Raw genomic sequence first — 19,731 nt, 5'->3', positions numbered from 1 at the left:
GAACGATCCACCGGCTACTCATTGGCCCTTGCAGTGGACTGGTCCGCAGGAGTTTTCTCAGAGGTGCAAGAACCCTCTTCCCCCTGAGCGAGGTCACCCGTGTCCAGCACGCTTCCCACCACTTCCCAGACCGCCGCAACCCCGGCGACCGGTACCGCCCGCGTCAAGCGAGGCATGGCCGAGCAGCTCAAGGGCGGCGTGATCATGGACGTGGTCGACGCCGAGCAGGCGAAGATCGCCGAGGACGCGGGCGCCGTCGCCGTCATGGCGCTGGAGCGGGTGCCCGCGGACATCCGCAAGGACGGCGGCGTGGCCCGGATGTCCGACCCCAACATGATCGAGGAGATCATCGGGGCCGTCTCCATCCCCGTCATGGCCAAGTCGCGGATCGGCCACTTCGTCGAGGCCCAGGTGCTCCAGTCGCTGGGTGTGGACTACATCGACGAGTCCGAGGTCCTCACCCCGGCCGACGAGGTCAACCACAGCGACAAGTTCGCCTTCACCACCCCGTTCGTCTGCGGTGCCACCAACCTCGGTGAGGCGCTGCGCCGGATCGCCGAGGGCGCGGCCATGATCCGCTCCAAGGGCGAGGCCGGCACCGGAAACGTCGTCGAGGCCGTCCGCCACCTCCGCCAGATCAAGAACGAGATCGCCCGGCTGCGCGGCTACGACAACAACGAGCTGTACGCCGCGGCGAAGGACCTGCGCGCCCCCTACGAGCTGGTCAAGGAGGTCGCCGAGCTCGGCAAGCTGCCCGTGGTCCTCTTCTCCGCCGGTGGTGTGGCCACCCCGGCCGACGCCGCGCTGATGCGCCAGCTCGGCGCCGAGGGCGTCTTCGTCGGCTCCGGCATCTTCAAGTCCGGCGACCCGGCCAAGCGTGCCGCCGCCATCGTGAAGGCCACCACCTTCTACGACGACCCGAAGGTCATCGCGGACGCGTCCCGCAACCTCGGTGAGGCCATGGTCGGCATCAACTGCGACACCCTCCCCGAGACCGAGCGCTACGCGAACCGGGGCTGGTGATGACGACCCCGCTCATCGGTGTCCTCGCCCTCCAGGGCGACGTACGGGAACACCTGACCGCCCTGGCCGTGGCAGACGCCCAGGCCAGGCCGGTCCGGCGCCCCGAGGAGCTCGCGGACCTCGACGGCCTGGTCATCCCGGGTGGTGAGTCCACCACCATGTCCAAACTGGCCGGTCTCTTCGGCATGCTGGAGCCGCTGCGCGAGCGCATCGGGTCAGGGCTGCCGGTGTACGGCACCTGTGCGGGCCTGATCATGCTCGCCGACAAGATCCTCGACCCCCGCTCGGGCCAGGAGACCTTCGGCGGGATCGACATGATCGTCAGGCGCAACGCGTTCGGGCGTCAGAACGAGTCCTTCGAGGCCGCCGTCGCAATACCCGAGATCGACGGCGGTCCCGTCGAGGGCGTCTTCATCCGGGCCCCCTGGGTGGAGTCGGTCGGCGCCGGGGTCCAGGTGCTCGCGGAGCACGGCGGGCACATCGTCGCGGTGCGCCAGGGCCGTGCGCTGGCGACGTCGTTCCACCCGGAACTGACCGGGGACCACCGGCTGCACCAGTACTTCACGGACATGGTGCGCGACGCCCGGTGACCGGCGCCCGGTAGGATCTCTCGCGTTCGTCCAGGAAACGGTTACGCGAAGGAGACAGGCAGATGTCCGGCCACTCTAAATGGGCTACGACGAAGCACAAGAAGGCCGTGGTTGATGCCAAGCGCGGCAAGCTCTTCGCGAAGCTGATCAAGAACATCGAGGTTGCCGCCCGGACCGGTGGCGTCGATCCGGAAGGCAACCCGACGCTCGTCGATGCCATCCAGAAGGCGAAGAAGAGTTCCGTCCCCAACAAGAACATCGACTCCGCGGTCAAGCGCGGCGGTGGTCTTGAGGCGGGCGGCGTCGACTACCAGACGATCATGTACGAGGGATACGGCCCCAACGGTGTCGCGGTGCTCATCGAGTGCCTCACCGACAACCGCAACCGTGCCGCGTCCGACGTCCGGGTCGCGATGACCCGCAACGGCGGCTCGATGGCCGACCCGGGTTCCGTCTCGTACCTCTTCAACCGCAAGGGGGTCGTCATGGTCCCCAAGGGCGTCCTCGCCGAGGACGACGTCCTCGGCGCGGTCCTGGAGGCGGGCGCCGAGGAGGTCAACGACCTGGGTGAGTCGTACGAGGTCGTCAGTGAGGCCACCGACATGGTCGCGGTCCGCACCGCGCTCCAGGAGGCCGGTATCGACTACGACTCGGCCGAGGCCAACTTCATGCCGACCATGCAGGTCGAGCTGGATGAAGAGGGCGCGCGCAAGATCTTCAAGCTGATCGACGCGCTGGAGGACAGCGACGACGTGCAGAACGTCTTCGCCAACTTCGACGTCTCGGACGAGGTCATGGAGAGCCTTGACGCCTGACCGCCTTTGACGGTTTCTGCGGAATGCAGTACACGCTGGAGGGGTTCGTCCGGAGTAGCCCGGACGAACCCCTCCAGGTTTTTATCCCTCGATGCTCTTGACGGAGCCGGCGTGCCCTATGTGGCCCTTGCCGCCTGACTCGACGGTGGCCGAACGCATGGAGTCCACCGTGCCTTCGTGCCACCAGATGCCAATGGCCGCCGAGTGATTGCAGACGTTGTGGCAGTAAACGGTGGTCGTCGAGACGCCGTCGCCCCACGACCAGTTGAAGCATCCGCTCCTACCGGTGTGCTTTCCCATCGGTTGTATGGCCGTTGTCCGGGTAGGTGCTGCGGGTCCTGTCCCGGCGACGGTGACGGAGGCCGCTACGGCCGCCTCGGCAATGGTGCGCATTAGTCCCCGATCACATTGCTGTGATTGTTACGCGTTCGGTGCCCGGTGAAATTATTGAATTTCCAGCGGTCGAGTTTTCCGGGCTGACTTTCGGTGTCTCTTTCTTGTTCGCGGGCCGCAGGTGACGGGAATCTGCGGCCCCGTGGTTTCCGGTACGGGGTCGCAGGGCGGGCGATGTCGGAGGCAGCCGCTAACCTGCGACAACAGGCTGACGACGACGGTGGGGTGGAGCGCGGTGCGGGTGCTTGGCGTGGATCCGGGGCTGACCAGATGTGGCGTCGGCGTGGTCGACGGCGTCGCTGGCCGCCCCCTGAAGATGCTGGGTGTGGGCGTTGTCCGGACACCCGCCGACGCCGATCTCGGCGCCCGGCTGGTGGAGATCGAGCGCGGCGTGGAACGGTGGCTGGACGAGTACCGTCCCGAGGTCGTAGCGGTGGAGAGAGTGTTCAGCCAGCACAACGTCCGTACGGTCATGGGCACCGCACAGGCCAGCGCGGTCGCGATGCTCTGCGCGTCCCGCCGCGGCATCCCCGTCGCCCTGCACACGCCCAGCGAGGTCAAGGCGGCCGTCTCCGGCAGTGGACGGGCCGACAAGGCCCAGGTCGGGGCGATGGTGACCCGGCTGCTGCGGCTCGACGCACCACCGAAACCCGCCGACGCCGCGGACGCCCTCGCCCTCGCCATCTGTCACATCTGGCGGGCCCCCGCCCAGAACCGGCTCCAGCAGGCCGTAGCCGCTCACCGCACGCTGAAAGGCCGTACCGCATGATCGCTTTCGTTTCCGGCCCGGTGGCCGCTCTGGCCCCGACCACCGCCGTCCTGGAGGTCGGCGGTGTCGGCATGGCCGTCCAGTGCACACCGAACACGCTCTCCGCCCTGCGTATCGGCCAGCAGGCGAAGCTCGCCACCTCCCTCGTCGTCCGGGAGGACTCGCTCACGCTCTACGGCTTCGCCGACGACGACGAACGCCAGGTCTTCGAGCTCCTCCAGACCGCGAGCGGCGTCGGCCCCCGGCTCGCGCAGGCCATGCTCGCCGTGCACTCGCCCGACGCCCTGCGGCTCGCGGTCTCCACCGGCGACGAGAAGTCCCTGACCGCCGTGCCCGGCATCGGCAAGAAGGGCGCGCAGAAGCTGCTCCTGGAGCTCAAGGACCGTCTCGGCGCCCCCCTCGGCACCGGCGCGCACCTCGCCGCGCAGCGCTCGGCCCCCGGCCCCGCGCCCTGGAGCGAGCAACTGCACGCGGCGCTGGTCGGCCTCGGTTACGCGCCCCGCGATGCCGAGGACGCCGTCGCCGCCGTCACACCGCAGGCCGAGGCCACCGCCGAGCCCCAGGTCGGCGTGCTCCTCAAGGCCGCCCTGCAGACCCTCAACCGCGCCCGCTGATCGAGAGACCCGCCATGCTGCCGCCTCAGAACGAGTGGGACGAGTCCGCTCCCGATGCCGAAGACCGTCTGGTGGGTGCCTCCGCCGACGGCGAGGATCAGGCGGTCGAAGCCGCGCTCCGTCCCAAGGATCTCGAAGAGTTCGTGGGCCAGGAAAAGGTCAGACAGCAGCTCGACCTCGTCCTCCGGGCGGCCAGGCAGCGTGGTGCGACCGCCGACCACGTCCTGCTCTCCGGCGCTCCCGGCCTCGGGAAGACCACTCTTTCGATGATCATCGCAGCCGAGATGGGCGCCCCGATCCGCATCACATCGGGCCCCGCGATCCAGCACGCGGGAGATCTCGCCGCGATCCTCTCGTCCCTCCAGGAGGGCGAGGTGCTCTTCCTCGACGAGATCCACCGGATGTCCAGGCCCGCCGAGGAAATGCTCTACATGGCGATGGAGGACTTCCGGGTCGACGTCATCGTCGGCAAGGGCCCGGGAGCCACCGCCATCCCGCTGGAGCTGCCGCCCTTCACCCTCGTCGGCGCCACCACCAGGGCCGGACTGCTGCCGCCCCCGCTGCGCGACCGCTTCGGCTTCACCGGACACATGGAGTTCTACGAACCCGCCGAGCTGGAACGGGTCATCCACCGCTCCGCGCGTCTGCTGGACGTCGAGATCGACGAGAAGGGCGCGGCGGAGATCGCCGGACGCTCCCGGGGCACCCCGCGTATCGCCAACCGGCTGCTGCGCCGCGTCCGCGACTACGCCCAGGTCAAGACTGACGGAGTGATCACCCGGGAGGTGGCAGGCGCGGCCCTCGCGGTGTACGAGGTTGACGCCAGGGGGCTGGACCGTCTCGACCGGGCGGTACTCCAGGCCCTGCTCAAACTGTTCGGGGGCGGGCCTGTGGGACTTTCCACACTCGCCGTCGCCGTCGGGGAGGAGCGCGAGACGGTCGAGGAGGTCGCTGAACCCTTCCTCGTACGCGAAGGACTGCTCGCCCGCACCCCTCGGGGCCGTGTTGCCACGCCTGCGGCCTGGGCGCACCTCGGGCTGGTGCCACCACAGGGTACTGCGGGCAATTCCGTAGGAAAGGGACAAGCGGGCCTGTTCGGGGCGTGACTGTGTGCGGGGGTGCCCGCAGCGGAACCCCGGTGCCATGCTGGGCGTTGTTCCAATGATGCGGACTCGCCTAGACTCCGCCGATGCCGCCCTTCCAGGTCGGCATGCCCCGCCCCCGAAGATCAGGCCGCGATCCAGCGCGGTCGTGCGAAGGAAGTTCCCTCCCGTGAGTCTCGTGACCCTCCTCCCCTTCATCGTGCTCATCGGGGCCATGTTCCTGATGACCCGGTCTGCCAAGCGCAAGCAGCAGGCGGCCGCATCGATGCGTAATGAGATGCAGCCCGGCACCGGCGTCCGGACGATCGGGGGCATGTACGCCACCGTCAAGGAGATCCACGACGACTCGGTCCTCCTGGAGATCGCGCCCGGCGTCCACGCCGTCTACGGCAAGAACGCGATCGGAGCCGTCCTCGAGGACGAGGAGTACAACCGCATCGTCCACGGTGACACCCCCGTCGTTCCCGACGACGCCTCCTCGCTGACCGGGCTCGACGAGTCCGCGGACGAGAAGGTCGACCTCGGCAAGCACGAGGCGTCGGACGATGCCGCCGAGGACGACGCGGCCGACGTCAAGCCCGACGTCAAGTCCGACGACAAGGCTGATGGCGAGGGCGAAACGAAGTAGCACGTCCGGGGACCGTGCACTGGTTCAGCGGAGCAGGTCCCCACATCACTTCGTGGCCGCCCACAGCGCATACCCGGCGCGGGCGGTAGGACAGGGAGAATCGACAAGGTGGCAGCACCCAACAAGGGCCGAAGGCAGACGGGAGCTCAGGGCAAGCCCGGGCGTTCCCTGGCCCTGATCCTGATCGCCATGGTTGCGCTCGTCGGCGGGATGTTCTGGTCGAAGCAGGTCACGCCGCGTCTCGGTATCGACCTCGCCGGCGGTACGAGCATCACGCTCAAGGCCCAGAGCCAGCCCGGCAAGCCCAACGCGATCAACCAGAAGAACATGGACACGGCGGTCAGCATCATCGAGCGCCGGGTCAACGGACTCGGTGTCTCGGAGGCCGAGGTCCAGACCCAGGGCAAAGACCACATCATCGTCAACATCCCCAAGGGGACGAACGAGAAGCAGGCCAGGCAGCAGGTCGGTACCACCGCCCAGCTGTACTTCCGGCCGGTGGTGACGGTCGCCGCGGGGACACCGACGTCGACCAAGCCCTCTGCCACTCCCTCGCCGAAGGCGTCATCGACCGCCAAGGACAAGACGGGCTCGAAGGCCACTCCGTCCTCGACGGCGACTCCCCAGGGCCGTGCGGTCACCGACGCGCTCAAGGCCGGGCCCACCCCGTCCGCCTCCACCCCGGCCGCTCCGCAGGCCACGCCCACCCCGTCGGCCGCCGACACCGCAGCCGCCGCCAAGCTGGAGAAGCAGTTCGCGGCGCTCGACTGCACCACCAAGGCGGGCCGCGCGAAGGCCGGCGGCGAAAACGTCAAGCCCACCGACCCGACCGTGGCCTGCAGCGACCAGGGTGACGCGAAGTACATCCTCGGCCCGGCCGCCGTGGACGGCACCGACGTCGACGGCGCGAAGGCCGTCATCGACCAGCAGCGCGGCCAGTGGATCGTCCAGATGGACTTCACGGGCAAGGGCTCGAAGAAGTTCCAGACGATCACCAGCAAGCTCTCGCAGCAGCAGTCCCCGCAGAACCAGTTCGCGATCGCGCTGGACGGGCAGGTCGTGTCGGCCCCCAGCGTCAGCTCTACGCTCAGCGGCAGCGCCGAGATCTCCGGCAGCTTCACCCAGCAGTCCGCCCAGGACCTCGCCAACGTGCTCTCCTACGGCGCGCTTCCGCTCTCCTTCAAGGAGGAGACGGTCACGACCGTGACGGCGGCGCTCGGTGGCGAGCAGCTCCAGGCGGGCCTCATCGCCGGTGCCATCGGCCTGGCGCTGGTCATCGTCTACCTGATCGCGTACTACCGCGGTCTCGCGTTCATCGCGATCCTCAGCCTGCTGGTCTCCGCGATCCTGACCTACACACTCATGGCACTGCTCGGCAAGGGCATCGGCTTCGCCCTCAACCTGCCCGCGGTGTGTGGTGCGATCGTTGCGATCGGTATCACCGCGGACTCGTTCATCGTCTACTTCGAACGGATCCGCGACGAGATCCGGGAGGGCCGCACACTCCGGCCGGCCGTCGAGCGCGCCTGGCCGCGTGCCCGGCGCACCATCCTGGTCTCCGACTTCGTGTCGTTCCTGGCCGCCGCCGTGCTGTACATCGTGACGGTCGGCAAGGTCCAGGGCTTCGCCTTCACCCTCGGCTTGACCACGCTGCTCGACGTCGCTGTGGTGTTCCTGTTCACCAAGCCGGTGATGACGCTGCTGGCCCGCAAGAAGTTCTTCGCGAGCGGCCACCCCTGGTCCGGCCTCGATCCGAAGCGACTGGGGGCCAAACCTCCGCTACGCCGCTCCCGCAGTACCGTGTCCGCTTCTGTTTCCTCCTCCGCTTCCACCGACTCGAAGGAGGCGTGAGATGTCGCGACTCGGCAGCATGGGCGCCCGGCTCTACCGCGGCGAGGTCGGCTACGACTTCGTGGCCAAGCGGAAGATCTGGTACGGGATCTCGATCCTGATCACCATCACGGCCATCGTCGGCCTGGCGGTGCGCGGTCTGAACCTGGGCATCGAGTTCCAGGGCGGTGCGGTCTTCACCACCACCCAGAGCACCAGCGTCTCCGTGACGCACGCCCAGGACGCGGCGGAGAAGATCTCCGGTCACGACGCGACCGTCCAGAAGCTCGGCAACGGCGGTCTGCGGATCCAGGTCTCCGGTATCGACACGGGCACGGCCGACAAGATCCACGGCTCGCTCGCCAAGGAACTGAAGCTCCCGGTCGACAAGATCGCCGCCGATGTGGTCGGTCCCAGCTGGGGTGAGACGATCGCCGCTAAGGCCTGGCAAGGCCTGGCGATCTTCATGGTCCTGGTGGTGATCTATCTGGCCATCGCCTTCGAATGGCGGATGGCCATCGCCGCCCTGGTCGCCCTGATCCACGACCTCACCATCACGGTCGGTGTGTACGCGCTCGTCGGGTTCGAGGTCACCCAGGGCACCGTGATCGGTCTGCTGACCATCCTCGGATACTCGCTCTACGACACCGTCGTCGTCTTCGACGGTCTCAAGGAAGCGTCCAAGGACCTCAAGAAGCAGACCCGCTTCACCTACAGCGAGATCGCCAACCGCAGCCTCAACGGCACCCTGGTGCGGTCCATCAACACCACGGTCGTCGCACTGCTCCCGGTCGCCGGACTGCTCTTCATCGGCGGTGGCTTCCTGGGCGCGGGGATGCTCAACGACATCTCGCTGGCCCTGTTCGTCGGCCTCGCAGCCGGTGCGTACTCCTCGATCTTCATCGCCACTCCGCTCGTCGCCGACCTCAAGGAACGCGACCCGGCGATGAAGGCCCTCAAGAAGCGGGTGCTCGCCAAGCGGGCCTCCGCCGCCGCGAGGGGCGAGTCCGACGACGACATGTCCGACGGCGGCGACCCGCAGGAGGCGCTCGCCGGTGACGGTGCGGCCTCCCTCGTGGGCCCGCGCCCGTCCGGCACCCGCGGCCGCGGCCGTACCCCGGGGAAGCACTGATGACCGACGTACGGGAGCTGCTGCTCAGCCGGATCCGGGACGTCCAGGACTATCCGAAGCCGGGTGTGGTGTTCAAGGACATCACACCGCTGCTCGCCGACCCGGAAGCCTTCACCGCCCTGACCGACGCCCTCGCGGAACTGTGCCTGCGGCACGGCGCCACCAAGATCGTCGGCCTGGAGGCGCGCGGGTTCATCCTGGCCGCCCCGGTCGCGATCCGGGCCGGTCTGGGCTTCATCCCGGTCCGCAAGGCGGGCAAACTTCCGGGAGCGACGCTCTCGCAGCGCTACGACCTGGAGTACGGGAGCGCCGAGATCGAGCTGCACGCCGAGGACCTCGGCGCCGACGACCGGGTCATGGTCATCGACGACGTCCTCGCCACCGGCGGCACGGCCGAAGCCTCACTGGAGCTGATCCGCCGGGCGGGCGCCCAGGTCACGGGCGTCGCCGTACTGATGGAGCTCGGCTTCCTCGACGGGCGGGCCCGGCTGGAGCCCGCGCTGCGCGGAGCCCCGCTGGACGCACTGATCACCGTCTGATCCGTACACCGCTCCACGGAGGCGGGCACCCTGGAACCACCGGGTGCCCGCCTTTCGCGTACGGTCCCGGCACCGGCCCAGGGCGAGCGGATCGCCGGGGATCGATACCATGGCCTTTCCGGACCTGACCGGGGGACCCGGACCCGCACAAGGAGTGCCCTTGCCAGACGAGGCCCAGTCCGCAGCCGCCGCGCAGCCAGAAAAGCAGGACAAGAAGGCCGTGGCGGACCCAGTGACGCCCGAGAAGCTTCCTGCGGAGCAGCCGAAGTCCGACGCTCCCGTGGTGCGCCCCGGCGGCGCGGCGCCGCTGACGACGCCCAAACCCGCCCCGCAGGGGGCCACGGCCCGGCCGGCCACCCAGGGGTCCACGACGCGGTCCGGCGGTTCCTCGAACCGGGTCAGGGCCAGGCTCGCCCGGCTGGGCGTGCAGCGCTCCTCGCCGTACAACCCGGTTCTCGAACCGCTGCTGCGGGCCGTCCGGGGCAACGACCCCAAGATCGAGTCCTCGACACTGCGGCAGATCGAGCGCGCCTACCAGGTCGCCGAGCGCTGGCACCGCGGGCAGAAGCGCAAGAGCGGCGACCCGTACATCACGCACCCGCTCGCCGTCACCACGATCCTCGCCGAGCTGGGCATGGACCCGGCCACTCTGATGGCGGGTCTGCTGCACGACACCGTCGAGGACACCGAGTACGGCCTGGACACCCTGCGCCGGGACTTCGGCGACCAGGTCGCGCTGCTCGTCGACGGCGTCACCAAACTCGACAAGGTCAAGTTCGGCGAGGCCGCGCAGGCCGAGACCGTACGCAAGATGGTCGTCGCCATGGCCAAGGACCCGCGCGTCCTGGTCATCAAGCTCGCCGACCGGCTGCACAACATGCGCACCATGCGGTACCTGAAGCGGGAGAAGCAGGAGAAGAAGGCCCGCGAGACCCTGGAGATCTACGCGCCGCTGGCCCACCGGCTGGGCATGAACACCATCAAGTGGGAGCTGGAGGACCTCGCCTTCGCGATCCTCTACCCCAAGATGTACGACGAGATCGTGCGGCTGGTCGCCGAACGCGCGCCCAAGCGCGACGAGTACCTCGCCATAGTGACCGACGAGGTCCAGTCCGACCTGCGCGCCGCCCGCATCAAGGCCACCGTCACCGGCCGGCCGAAGCACTACTACAGCGTCTACCAGAAGATGATCGTGCGGGGCCGGGACTTCGCCGAGATCTACGACCTGGTGGGCATCCGCATCCTCGTCGACACCGTCCGCGACTGCTACGCGGCGCTCGGCACCGTCCACGCCCGGTGGAATCCGGTACCCGGACGGTTCAAGGACTACATCGCGATGCCCAAGTTCAACATGTACCAGTCGCTGCACACCACGGTGATCGGTCCCAGCGGGAAGCCCGTCGAGCTCCAGATCCGCACGTTCGACATGCACCGCCGCGCCGAGTACGGCATCGCCGCGCACTGGAAGTACAAGCAGGAGGCCGTCGCCGGCGCCTCCAAGGTGCGCACCGACGCTCCCCGGAGTCCCGGCAAGGGCTCGCGGCAGGACACCGTCAACGACATGGCCTGGCTGCGGCAGCTGCTGGACTGGCAGAAGGAGACCGAGGACCCCAGCGAGTTCCTGGAGTCGCTGCGCTTCGACCTCTCGCGCAACGAGGTCTTCGTCTTCACCCCCAAGGGCGATGTCATCGCGCTCCCCGCAGGCGCGACCCCGGTCGACTTCGCCTACGCGGTCCACACGGAGGTCGGCCACCGCACGATAGGCGCACGGGTCAACGGGCGGCTCGTCCCGCTCGAATCGACCCTCGACAACGGCGACCTGGTCGAGGTCTTCACCTCCAAGGCCGCCGGGGCCGGACCCTCGCGCGACTGGCTGGGCTTCGTCAAGTCACCGCGGGCGCGCAACAAGATCCGCGCCTGGTTCTCCAAGGAGCGCCGCGACGAGGCGATCGAGCAGGGCAAGGACGCCATCGCGCGGGCCATGCGCAAGCAGAACCTGCCCATCCAGCGCATCCTCACCGGCGACTCCCTGGTCACGCTGGCGCACGAGATGCGCTACCCGGACATCTCCTCGCTGTACGCGGCGATCGGCGAGGGGCATGTGGCGGCGCAGGGCGTCGTGCAGAAGCTGGTGCAGGCACTCGGCGGCGAGGAGGCGGCCAACGAGGACATCGCCGAGAGCGCACCGCCGTCCCACGGCCGCAGCAAGCGCCGTGCGAACGCCGACCCCGGTGTGGTGGTCAAGGGGGTCGACGACGTCTGGGTGAAGCTCGCCCGGTGCTGCACGCCCGTCCCGGGCGACCCCATCATCGGGTTCGTCACCCGGGGCAGCGGTGTCTCGGTGCACCGTGCGGACTGCGTCAACGTGGACTCGCTGTCCCAGCAGCCGGAACGGATCCTGGAGGTCGAGTGGGCACCCACCCAGTCCTCGGTCTTCCTGGTCGCCATCCAGGTGGAGGCGCTGGACCGCTCCCGGCTGCTCTCGGACGTCACCCGCGTCCTGTCCGACCAGCACGTCAACATCCTCTCGGCCGCCGTCCAGACGTCCCGCGACCGGGTGGCCACCTCACGGTTCACCTTCGAGATGGGCGATCCGAAGCACCTCGGTCACGTCCTGAAGGCGGTACGGGGCGTGGAGGGTGTCTACGACGTCTACCGGGTGACCTCGGCCCGCAGGCCCTGACCGGCCGCCCGCAGAGCCTGACCGGCCGCTCCAGGCCCGCAGAGCCCGGCGGCAGCAGCCCTTCGCGCACTCACGCGGAGGGCTGCTCCCCGTTTCCGGCCAGGATGCCGATACCGCTACCGCCCGGGACGTCGTCCGGTTCCGAGGCCAGCCGCGCGGCCGAATCGGCGACCAGCGCCTCGATGATCCGCGCGGCGCTGCGGATCTCGTCGTCGCGCACCTCGGCGAGCACCTCGCGGAAGATACGCCGTACGCCCTCGTTCAGCCGGAGCACCACGGTTCGCCCGAGATCGGAAAGCTCCAGCAGCTGTGCTCGTTGATCACTGGGGTCCGGAGCGCGCCGGATCAGACCGTCCTGCTCCAGCCCGGCCGCCTGCCGGGTGACGTGCGGGGTCCGTACGAGCAGCCGCTCCGCGACATCGGTCACCCGCAGCGGTCCGGGGGCGTCGCACAGCACGCGCAGCAGCGCGATCTCCGGGCGTTCGATCTTGACCCCCACGGCCGCCGTGAGCCGGTCATGGACCCTGCTGCGGCCCATCGCGTACGAGAGCGAGGTGACCGCCCGCACCAGGTCGTCCAGGGGATCGCCCACGGGGGCGTCCGGGGCGTCGTGCGACTGCTGAGCCATGGCGATCATCCTGCCTCATCCCGCACTTCCGGCGCAGACGGCTTCGTCAGCCCGATCACGCGCTCGTGGTGGCCCGCAGCAACTTCGCGGTGTCCTACGGCAAAGGGAAGGGCCCACCGTCGAACGGTGGGCCCTTCCCTTCCGATCTGCCGGTCCCGGGACCGCGCGGGTGTCAGCCGCCGAACTCCTCCAGGCCCTTCAGCGCCTGGTCGAGCAGCGCCTGCCGGCCTTCCAGCTCACGGGCGAGCTTGTCGGCCTTGGCGTTGTTGCCCGCTGCACGCGCCGTGTCGATCTGCTTGCGCAGCTTGTCGACAGCGCCCTGGAGCTGGCCCGTCAGACCCGCGGCACGCGCACGCGCCTCCGGGTTGGTGCGGCGCCACTCGGACTCCTCGGCCTCCTGCAGCGCCCGCTCCACCGTCTGCATCCGGCCCTCGACCTTCGGGCGGGCGTCACGCGGTACGTGCCCGATCGCTTCCCAGCGCTCGTTCAGACCACGGAACGCAGCCCTGGCCGCCTTGAGGTCCCGCACCGGGAGCAGCTTCTCGGCCTCGACCGCGAGATCCTCCTTCAGCTTGAGGTTCTCGGTCTGCTCCGCGTCCCGCTCGGCGAAGACCTCCGCACGCGCGGCGAAGAAGACGTCCTGGGCGCCGCGGAAGCGATTCCACAGGTCGTCCTCGGACTCCCGCTGGGCACGCCCGGCGGACTTCCACTCGGTCATCAGGTCGCGGTACCGGGCGGCGGTCGTCCCCCAGTCCGTCGAGCCGGAGAGGGACTCGGCCTCGGCGACCAGCTTCTCCTTGGTCTTACGGGCGTCCTCACGCTGCGCGTCCAGCGACGCGAAGTGCGCCTTGCGCCGCTTGGAGAAAGCCGACCGGGCGTGCGAGAAGCGGTGCCACAGCTCGTCGTCGGACTTCCGGTCGAGCCGGGGCAGGCCCTTCCAGATGTCCACCAGTGCCCGCAGCCGCTCACCGGCGGACCGCCACTGGTCGCTCTGTGCCAGTTCCTCGGCCTCGACGACCAGAGCCTCCTTGGCGTGCTTCGCCTCGTCGGTCTGCTTGGCCTTCTTGACCTTGCGCTCCTCACGGCGCGCGTCGACCGTCGAGACCAGCCCGTCCAGGCGCACCCGCAGGGCGTCGAGATCGCCGACGGCGTGATGCTCGTCCACCTGCCCGAGCAGGTGATCGATGGCGGTCTGGGCGTCCTTGGCCGACAAGTCGGTGGTCTTCACCCGGCGTTCGAGGAGGCCGATCTCGACGACCAGGCCCTCGTACTTGCGCTCGAAGTAGGCCAGGGCCTCCTCGGGCGAGCCTGCCTGCCAGGAACCGGCGACCTTCTCACCATCGGCAGTACGCACGTATACGGTGCCCGTCTCGTCGACACGGCCCCACGGGTCGCTGCTCACAGCGCCTCCATCCACATGATGCCTGCGGGGACTTGTGGGCCCCCGGGCATCGTCCACAGTTTCTTCGGCCGGGCTTCAAGCGCCCCGCACTCCGCCAACATAGGCGAACGGCAGGGTGGCTGTCCGCATCCGGCCCATCCGAATATCGCAGGCTCAGGACTTGGTGACGGTGGCCTTCGAGAGAGTGACCGCCTTCTTGGGCGCTCCGTCCTGCCCCCCGCCGGTAACTCCGGCCTTGGCGACGTCCTTGACCGTCTTCAGCCCTGCGGCGTCCATCGTCCCGAACGGGGTGTACGTCGGAGGCAGTTTGCTGTCCTTGTAGACGAGGAAGAACTGGCTGCCGCCGGTGTGTGCCTGACCGGTGTTGGCCATTGCCACCGAACCCGCCGGGTAGGTCACCGTGCCGTCGCTGCCCGCCTTGCCGAGACCTGTCAGGTTCTCGTCCGGGATGGTGTACCCGGGACCGCCCGAACCGTCGCCCTTGGGGTCACCGCACTGCAGGACGTAGATGCCCTTCGTGGTGAGCCGGTGGCACTTCGTTCCGTCGAAGAAGCCCTTGTCGGCCAGCGCCTTGAAGGAGTTGACCGTGTGCGGGGTCTTCGCCGCGTCCATGACCAGAGAGATCGGGCCCTGGTTCGTCTTGAGCGAGAAGGTGTACTTGGCCTTCTTGTCGATCGTCATCGCGGGCTCGGGCGGAGCACTGCTGCTCGCCGAGGGGGATGCCGCCGCCTTGTCGGCGCTGGGCTTGCTGTCGTCGCTCTTGAAGGCTCCCGCCCCGTAGGCGACTGCGCCGGCCACGACCACCACGGCAACGGCCGAGGCGATCACCGTGTTGCGGCGGCGGGCCTTGCGCCGGGCCGAGATGCGGCGCTCCTGCTGACGCTCGAACTTTTCTCTGGCGAGCTGCCGCCGCCGCTGATCGCTGCTGACCACCGGGTGTTCTCCCTCGTACGTGTCGTATACCTGTCCGGGTTAGGCCGTACCGTATATGGGTTCGCTGTGTGATGAGTGGCGCCGGTAGGCTCTGATCTGCTGGAATCCCCCGCTCCACCGACATTAAGGACGATCGTGCTCATTGCCGGGTTCCCCGCCGGGGCCTGGGGCACCAACTGCTATCTGGTCGCCCCCGCAGCAGGCGAGGAGTGCGTGATCATCGACCCGGGCCACCGAGCGGCCCAGGGCGTCGAGGACGCGCTCAGGAAACATCGGCTCAAGCCCGTGGCGGTCGTTCTCACCCATGGCCATATCGACCATGTGGCATCGGTGGTCCCGGTCTGCGGAGCACACGACGTACCCGCGTGGATCCACCCCGCCGACCGCTTCATGATGAGCGACCCCGAGAAGGGCATCGGCCGGACCATCGGCATGCCGGTGATGGGGGAGCTGACCGTGGGGGAGCCGGACGACGTCAAGGAACTGGCCGACGGCGCCGAGCTGAACCTCGCCGGTCTGGAGTTCTCCGTCGCTCATGCGCCCGGCCATACCAAGGGGTCGGTGACGTTCAGGCTGCCCGAGGCGGAAGACATTCCGCAGATCCTCTTCTCGGGCGACCTGCTCTTCGCCGGCTCCATCGGACGCACCGACATGCCCGGCGGCGACCACGCCGAGATACTCGAGTCGCTGGCCCGTGTGTGCCTGCCGCTCGACGACTCGACCGTGGTGCTGCCCGGCCACAACGAGCAGACGACCATCGGCCGTGAGCGCGCCACCAACCCGTACCTGCGGGGACCGGCCGCTCCCCGACGAGGAATGTGACGACTTTTCCGTGAGTACTTTCCAGGCCCCCAAGGGCACGTACGACCTTCTTCCCCCCTCCTCCGCGACCTTCCTCGCGGTACGTGAGGCGCTTGCGGCGCCGCTGAAGAACTCGGGCTACGGCTACGTCGAGACCCCCGGGTTCGAGGACGTCGCCCTCTTCTCACGCGGTGTCGGCGAGTCCACCGACATCGTGTCCAAGGAGATGTACGCCTTCGAGACGCGCGGCGGCGACAAGCTCGCGCTGCGCCCCGAAGGCACCGCGTCCGTACTGCGCGCGGCGCTGGAGGCCAACCTCCACAAGGCCGGGAACCTGCCGGTGAAGCTCTGGTACTCCGGCTCGTACTACCGCTACGAGCGCCCGCAGAAGGGTCGCTACCGGCACTTCTCCCAGGTCGGCGCCGAGGCGATCGGTGCGGAGGACCCGGTGCTGGACGCCGAGATGATCATCCTGGCCGACCAGGCGTACCGCTCGCTGGGGCTGCGGGAGTTCCGGATCCTGCTCAACTCCCTGGGCGACAAGGAGTGCCGCCCGGTCTACCGCGAGGCGCTCCAGGGATTCCTGCGCGGGCTCGACCTGGACGAGGACACGCAGCGGCGGGCCGAGATCAACCCGCTGCGGGTGCTCGACGACAAGCGGGCCGACGTCCAGAAGCAGCTCGTCGGCGCACCGGTCCTCCGGGACTTCCTGTGCGACGCCTGCAAGGCGTACCACGAGGAGGTGCGCGCGCTGCTCGGCGCGGCGGGAGTGGCGTTCGAGGACGACGAGAAACTGGTCCGAGGTCTCGACTACTACACCCGCACGACCTTCGAGTTCGTCCACGACGGGCTCGGTTCGCAGTCCGCGGTGGGCGGCGGCGGTCGCTACGACGGGCTGTCCGAGATGATCGGCGGCCCCGCGCTGCCGTCGGTGGGCTGGGCGCTCGGCGTGGACCGTACGGTCCTGGCCCTGGAGGCCGAGGGCATCGAGCTCCAACTGCCCGTCACGACCAGCGTGTTCGCCGTGCCGCTCGGCGAGGAGGCCCGACGGGTGCTCTTCGGCGTGGTCACCGAGCTGCGCAGGGCCGGCGTCGCGGCGGACTTCGCGTTCGGCGGTCGCGGCCTCAAGGGGGCGATGAAGTCGGCCAACCGCAGCGGAGCCCGCTTCACCGTCGTCGCCGGGGAGCGGGACCTGTCCGAGGGCAACGTCCAGCTCAAGGACATGGAATCCGGTGAGCAGCAGGCGGTGCCGCTGGACGGCGTCGTCGAGGCGGTCCGGTCCCGGCTCGGCTGAGACCGGCCGGCGAACGAAGCCGACGCGGCCCGGACGGAAGCCTTCCGTCCGGGCCGCAACTTCGGGTACTAACCGGAGAAATCGGGCATTCGACCCGGGGTCGTCAACCCGACGGGTGCGGATTCGCCCTGCCTGACGAATTCCGACGCGTGATCGCCGGGTACGGTCCCCGGCGGCCGGATCGGCGCCCGGTACGGAGACTTCGTGCGCCTCACCGGGTCGGCGGCCCGGGAGCATTCCCGCCGCTGGATGCCTGCCCGCCCTGCCGGGGACGGCCGGAGGCGCATCCTTATGTGCACCGAACGGTGCACACCCCGCGCGGTACGGCACAATGATGCTGCCCAGCAGGCCACCGGAGCGATGGATCGGCACTATGACGACGACAGTGGTTGACGACGTGTCCGTGCAGCAGGACAGCAAGATCGGCGCGAGCCGTGCCTTCGGCTGGTTGCTGGTGATCGCCGGCGCCGCCGGACTACTCGCGGCATGGGTCATCACCCTCGACGAGTTCAAGCTGCTCAAGAACCCGAACTTCACACCCGGGTGCAGTCTCAACCCCGTGGTGTCCTGCGGGAACGTGATGAAGAGCGCACAGGCTTCGGTGTTCGGGTTCCCCAACCCGATGCTCGGCCTGGCCACGTACGCCGTGGTGATCGGCGTCGGGATGAGCCTGATCGCCGGTGGGCGCTACAGCCGCTGGTACTGGCTGACGTTCAACGCGGGCTGCCTCTTCGGTGTCGGCTTCGTCACCTGGCTCCAGTACCAGTCGCTGTACGACATCAACTCGCTCTGCCTCTGGTGCTGCCTGGCCTGGGTGGGCACGATCACCGCGTTCTGGTACGTCACGTCCCACAACATCCGGCACGGCCTGCTCCCCGCCCCGGGCTGGCTGCGGAGCTTCTTCGGCGAGTTCACCTGGGTGCTCCCCGTCCTGCACATCGGCATCATCGGCATGCTGATCCTGACGCGCTGGTGGGACTTCTGGACCGGGGCGCACTGAGCCGCCGGGCCGGGGGCGCAGCCGCCCCGGAGGCGTTGTCAGTGGGGTGACATAGGGTTTTCCGTGTGGAACCCGATCTGTTCACCGCCGCGGCCGAAGAGCGCCAGGAGAAGGACCCGTCCAGCAGCCCCCTCGCCGTACGGATGCGCCCGCGCACGCTCGACGAGGTCGTCGGTCAGCAGCACCTGCTGAAGCGGGGATCGCCGCTGAGGCGGCTGGTCGGTGAGTCCGGCGGTGGCCCCGCCGGACCGTCCTCGGTACTGCTCTGGGGGCCGCCGGGGATCGGCAAGACGACGCTCGCCTATGTCGTCAGCCAGGCCACGCAGAAGCGCTTCGTGGAGCTCTCCGCGATCACCGCCGGTGTCAAGGAAGTGCGCACGGTCATCGACGGCGCGCGCCGCGCCTCCGGTGGGTACGGCAAGGAGACCGTCCTCTTCCTCGACGAGATCCACCGCTTCAGCAAGGCCCAGCAGGACTCGCTGCTCCCCGCGGTGGAGAACCGCTGGGTCACCCTGATCGCCGCGACCACCGAGAATCCGTACTTCTCGATCATCTCGCCGCTCCTCTCGCGGTCCCTGCTCCTCACCCTGGAGTCGCTCACCGACGAGGACCTGCGCTCGCTGCTGCACCGGGCGCTGACGGAGGAGCGCGGACTCGGTGCGGCGGTCACGCTGCAGAAGGAGGCCGAGGCGCACCTGCTGCGGATCTCGGGCGGGGACGCGCGCCGTGCGCTCACCGCGCTGGAAGCGGCGGCGGGCGCGGCCATGGCCAAGTCCGAGACCGAGATCAGCCTCGAAACCGTGGAGGAGACGGTCGACCGCGCCGCGGTGAAGTACGACCGCGACGGCGATCAGCACTACGACGTGGCGAGCGCCCTCATCAAGTCGATCCGCGGCTCGGACGTGGACGCCGCACTGCACTATCTGGCCCGCATGATCGAGGCGGGGGAGGACCCGCGGTTCATCGCCCGACGGCTGATGATCTCCGCCAGTGAGGACATCGGCCTGGCCGATCCCACCGCGCTGCCGACCGCGGTCGCCGCCGCCCAGGCCGTCGCGATGATCGGATTCCCCGAGGCCGCGCTCACCCTCAGCCACGCCACCATCGCCCTGGCGCTCGCGCCCAAGTCGAACGCCGCCACGACGGCGATCACCGCCGCCCGTGCGGATGTCCGCGCCGGTCTGGTCGGTCCGGTCCCGCCACACATACGCGACGGGCACTACCAGGGCGCGGCCAAGCTCGGCCATGCCCAGGGCTATGTCTACCCGCACGATGTGCCGGGCGCCATCGCCGCCCAGCAGTACGCTCCGGACGCCGTCCACGGGAAGCACTACTACGAGCCCACCCGCTACGGCGCGGAGGCGCGCTACGCGGACGTGGTCGAGAAGGTGCGCGGGCGACTGGCCGGGGAAGGCGCCGAAGGCCGTCAGTGACCCGGCAGTCGCGCCGTACCGGACAGGTCCTGGTGTCCTTCCGCCCCGGTGGCAGCCCTGGTGACGAGCAGTGTCGCGGAGCAGGTACTCTGTAGATGAGTTCGTGTGCGCTCGGCTGCTG

At 69.0% G+C, this 19,731-nt stretch carries 18 protein-coding genes; 15 read left to right on the top strand and 3 right to left on the bottom strand.

All coding sequences use genetic code 11. The features are described from left to right. Window positions 1-99 precede the first annotated feature (99 nt). The 11 genes from pdxS to OG709_RS05475 all read left to right on the top strand — a co-directional run bounded on the left by pdxS (window position 100) and on the right by OG709_RS05475 (window position 12,119). A complete protein-coding gene (gene pdxS / locus OG709_RS05525; protein ID WP_266643943.1) occupies window positions 100-1,023 on the top strand; it encodes a pyridoxal 5'-phosphate synthase lyase subunit PdxS in 924 nt (307 codons plus the stop codon). Then, window positions 1,023-1,613 carry a pyridoxal 5'-phosphate synthase glutaminase subunit PdxT gene (gene pdxT, locus OG709_RS05520; RefSeq protein WP_250303439.1) on the top strand — a complete coding sequence of 197 codons (591 nt, stop codon included), beginning with the start codon at window positions 1,023-1,025 and terminating at the stop codon, window positions 1,611-1,613. Before pdxS ends, pdxT begins: the two co-directional genes overlap by 1 nt. A gap of 62 nt (window positions 1,614-1,675) precedes the next feature. After that, on the top strand, window positions 1,676-2,428 hold the full coding sequence (locus OG709_RS05515) for a YebC/PmpR family DNA-binding transcriptional regulator (protein ID WP_250303441.1): 753 nt from the start codon (window positions 1,676-1,678) through the stop codon (window positions 2,426-2,428). 628 nt (window positions 2,429-3,056) lie between these two features. Further along, the gene (gene ruvC, locus OG709_RS05510) at window positions 3,057-3,590 is read left to right on the top strand and encodes a crossover junction endodeoxyribonuclease RuvC (RefSeq protein WP_250303443.1); all 534 of its coding nucleotides are present in this window, start codon (window positions 3,057-3,059) and stop codon (window positions 3,588-3,590) included. After that, window positions 3,587-4,204 (top strand): Holliday junction branch migration protein RuvA, encoded by a 618-nt coding sequence (gene ruvA / locus OG709_RS05505; RefSeq protein WP_266643947.1) that lies wholly within the window; start codon window positions 3,587-3,589, stop codon window positions 4,202-4,204. The genes ruvC and ruvA overlap by 4 nt, the downstream gene beginning before the upstream one ends. A gap of 14 nt (window positions 4,205-4,218) precedes the next feature. Further along, window positions 4,219-5,310 (top strand): Holliday junction branch migration DNA helicase RuvB, encoded by a 1,092-nt coding sequence (ruvB, locus tag OG709_RS05500; RefSeq protein WP_250303456.1) that lies wholly within the window; start codon window positions 4,219-4,221, stop codon window positions 5,308-5,310. 166 nt (window positions 5,311-5,476) lie between these two features. Next, entirely contained in the window at window positions 5,477-5,935 is a 459-nt protein-coding gene (yajC, locus tag OG709_RS05495) for a preprotein translocase subunit YajC (RefSeq protein WP_250303464.1), read from the top strand. 108 nt (window positions 5,936-6,043) lie between these two features. Further along, a complete protein-coding gene (secD, locus tag OG709_RS05490; protein WP_329165073.1) occupies window positions 6,044-7,786 on the top strand; it encodes a protein translocase subunit SecD in 1,743 nt (580 codons plus the stop codon). A gap of 1 nt (window position 7,787) precedes the next feature. Next, entirely contained in the window at window positions 7,788-8,897 is a 1,110-nt protein-coding gene (gene secF, locus OG709_RS05485) for a protein translocase subunit SecF (RefSeq protein WP_250303470.1), read from the top strand. Next, window positions 8,897-9,436, top strand: a complete 540-nt coding sequence (locus OG709_RS05480; RefSeq protein ID WP_266643954.1) for an adenine phosphoribosyltransferase — start codon at window positions 8,897-8,899, stop codon at window positions 9,434-9,436. The genes secF and OG709_RS05480 overlap by 1 nt, the downstream gene beginning before the upstream one ends. Window positions 9,437-9,596: 160 nt before the next feature. Next, a complete protein-coding gene (locus OG709_RS05475) occupies window positions 9,597-12,119 on the top strand; it encodes a RelA/SpoT family protein (protein WP_266643955.1) in 2,523 nt (840 codons plus the stop codon). Between the two features lie 70 nt (window positions 12,120-12,189). Here the strand turns inward: OG709_RS05475 and OG709_RS05470 are convergent, their stop codons facing one another. The 3 genes from OG709_RS05470 to OG709_RS05460 all read right to left on the bottom strand — a co-directional run bounded on the left by OG709_RS05470 (window position 12,190) and on the right by OG709_RS05460 (window position 15,082). Beyond that, window positions 12,190-12,747 carry a MarR family winged helix-turn-helix transcriptional regulator gene (locus OG709_RS05470; RefSeq protein ID WP_250303481.1) on the bottom strand — a complete coding sequence of 186 codons (558 nt, stop codon included), beginning with the start codon at window positions 12,745-12,747 and terminating at the stop codon, window positions 12,190-12,192. Between the two features lie 172 nt (window positions 12,748-12,919). Continuing rightward, entirely contained in the window at window positions 12,920-14,149 is a 1,230-nt protein-coding gene (locus tag OG709_RS05465; RefSeq protein WP_329165068.1) for a DUF349 domain-containing protein, read from the bottom strand. A 153-nt stretch (window positions 14,150-14,302) separates the two neighbouring features. After that, window positions 14,303-15,082, bottom strand: a complete 780-nt coding sequence (locus tag OG709_RS05460; RefSeq protein ID WP_250303492.1) for a peptidylprolyl isomerase — start codon at window positions 15,080-15,082, stop codon at window positions 14,303-14,305. A gap of 135 nt (window positions 15,083-15,217) precedes the next feature. Here OG709_RS05460 and OG709_RS05455 point away from each other — a divergent pair, with 135 nt between their 5' ends. From OG709_RS05455 to OG709_RS05440, 4 genes are all read left to right on the top strand, one after another. Then, window positions 15,218-15,904, top strand: a complete 687-nt coding sequence (locus OG709_RS05455) for an MBL fold metallo-hydrolase (protein WP_250303502.1) — start codon at window positions 15,218-15,220, stop codon at window positions 15,902-15,904. Window positions 15,905-15,914: 10 nt separating this feature from the next. Continuing rightward, window positions 15,915-17,177, top strand: coding sequence for a histidine--tRNA ligase (gene hisS, locus OG709_RS05450; protein WP_329165062.1), 1,263 nt, complete (start codon window positions 15,915-15,917; stop codon window positions 17,175-17,177). Between the two features lie 373 nt (window positions 17,178-17,550). Then, window positions 17,551-18,177 carry a vitamin K epoxide reductase family protein gene (locus OG709_RS05445; RefSeq protein WP_250303506.1) on the top strand — a complete coding sequence of 209 codons (627 nt, stop codon included), beginning with the start codon at window positions 17,551-17,553 and terminating at the stop codon, window positions 18,175-18,177. A gap of 65 nt (window positions 18,178-18,242) precedes the next feature. Further along, entirely contained in the window at window positions 18,243-19,610 is a 1,368-nt protein-coding gene (locus OG709_RS05440; RefSeq protein ID WP_250303508.1) for a replication-associated recombination protein A, read from the top strand. Window positions 19,611-19,731 lie beyond the last annotated feature (121 nt).

Source organism: Streptomyces sp. NBC_01267, assembly GCF_036241575.1.
GTDB lineage: Bacteria > Actinomycetota > Actinomycetes > Streptomycetales > Streptomycetaceae > Streptomyces.
Note: the sequence above shows the minus strand (reverse complement) of the source record. Positions and strands in the feature narration are given on the sequence as shown.